Source organism: Anaerophaga thermohalophila DSM 12881, assembly GCF_000191885.1.
GTDB classification, from domain to species: Bacteria; Bacteroidota; Bacteroidia; order Bacteroidales; family Marinilabiliaceae; genus Anaerophaga; species Anaerophaga thermohalophila.
Genome location: NZ_AEWI01000193.1, coordinates 1 through 1,671, shown reverse-complemented (window position 1 = coordinate 1,671; position 1,671 = coordinate 1). Strand labels below are relative to the sequence as shown.

2 protein-coding genes are annotated in these 1,671 nt (G+C 40.6%); both read left to right on the top strand.

The features are described 5' to 3' along the window. Positions 1-66 precede the first annotated feature (66 nt). Positions 67-636 carry a DUF4199 domain-containing protein gene (locus ATH1_RS0117585; RefSeq protein ID WP_010422358.1) on the top strand — a complete coding sequence of 190 codons (570 nt, stop codon included), beginning with the start codon at positions 67-69 and terminating at the stop codon, positions 634-636. After that, entirely contained in the window at positions 636-1,583 is a 948-nt protein-coding gene (locus tag ATH1_RS0117580; RefSeq protein ID WP_010422362.1) for a glycosyltransferase family 2 protein, read from the top strand. Before ATH1_RS0117585 ends, ATH1_RS0117580 begins: the two co-directional genes overlap by 1 nt. Positions 1,584-1,671: the final 88 nt, after the last annotated feature.

The window sequence follows — 1,671 nt, the reverse complement described above, 5'->3', positions numbered from 1 at the left end:
AAAACAACAACGAGTTTGGCAACAAAGATGCTTTTTAGACCGTACTCATTGTTAATTTTTTAGATTATGGAAACGTCATCATCTGAAGACATTAAAGATACAAAAAAGCTTAAGGCACGCTTTATCCTCAACCAGGGAACCTTCATGGGGCTTACTCTGGCCGTTGTATATTATTTTGCCCATATTACCGGCATAATGGACTCTTTTTTCCATAGCCTGCTGACCTGGATCGTTTTTGCCGGATTTATTCATGTTTCAATGGTTCGATACCGCGAGCATTTTATGGACGGATTCCTGTCATACTGGCAGGGAGTTTGGGTGGGAACCCGTATGGGAATTCTTTCGGGAATTATTGTTGGTGCCTATTTGTTTTTCTATCTGAAAGTTATCAACCCCGGCTATATTGAGGATTTAATTGTTCAGATGCAGGAGACTTATCTTGCGGTCGGCATGGCGGAGGATGAAGTACTTCAGATGACAGAAATGTACGGGAAGCTTATGATTAATCCGGTAGCATTAATCATTTCCGGAATTTTTTCTACAGGCCTTTGGGCTTTCCTTTTTTCTTTGGTAATTGCAATATTTCAACGTCGAAAGGCCGATCCTTTTACTGAAGCTATGAAAGAAGTTGAATAATGGATTTATCGATAGTTATTCCTTTATATAATGAAGAGGAATCTTTGCCCGAACTGATTGCATGGATTGATGAGGTACTTCAAAAAATGCGTGTTTCGTTTGAGGTTGTGCTCGTCGATGATGGCAGTTCTGATAAATCGTGGGAAACCATTCTCAACCTAAAAAGTCGATTTGGTTATTTAAGAGGGATACGGTTTCGACGTAACTATGGTAAATCTGCCGCGCTAAATACAGGTTTTAAAGCCGCAAAGGGAGATGTGGTAATCACTATGGATGCCGATCTTCAGGATAATCCCGACGAAATTCCGGAATTGTACCGTTTGATCAGGAAAGAAGGGTTTGATTTGGTTAGCGGCTGGAAAAAGAAACGGCGTGACCCCCTGAACAAAACATTGCCCAGTAAATTATTTAACCTTACAGCACGACTGGTTTCCGGGATTAAACTACACGATTTTAATTGCGGGTTAAAGGCGTATAAATCCGAAGTGGTTAAGAATATAGAAGTTTACGGCGAAATGCACAGGTATATACCTATTCTTGTTAAGCGGGCCGGATTTAACAATATTACAGAGAAGATTGTGAACCATCATGAACGAAAATATGGCGTATCTAAATTTGGGATGGATCGTTTTCTGAAAGGATTTCTGGACCTTTTATCGGTGATGTTTATCTCAAAGTTCGGGAATCGTCCGATGCATTTATTTGGAGCATTGGGAACATTAATGTTTTTAATTGGTTTTGCCCTGGCAATTTGGCTGGGCGCCCATAAACTTTATTGTGTGGCTCATGGTGTTGAGGCACAACTTGTTACCAATAATCCTTTCTTTTATATCGGTCTGGTTTGCATGATACTCGGAACACAGCTCTTTGTTACCGGCTTCCTTGCAGAATTGGTCACCCGAAATCAGCCCGACAGAAACGTCTATTCCATTAAGGAAGAGTTTTAATCTGGTTTCCGCTTTCTTCTTCTCAATTGTTTCAGGTGGCAGAGACCTCCCTCGACCATCGTCTTTTTGTTGCTTTTAAAAAATTTGG

Excerpts from the sequence above, each read along its gene's own strand:
- ATH1_RS0117585 (WP_010422358.1), top strand. The coding sequence starts at position 67 with ATGGAAACGTCATCATCTGAAGACATTAAAGATACAAAAAAGCTTAAG.
- ATH1_RS0117580 (WP_010422362.1), top strand. The coding sequence starts at position 636 with ATGGATTTATCGATAGTTATTCCTTTATATAATGAAGAGGAATCTTTG.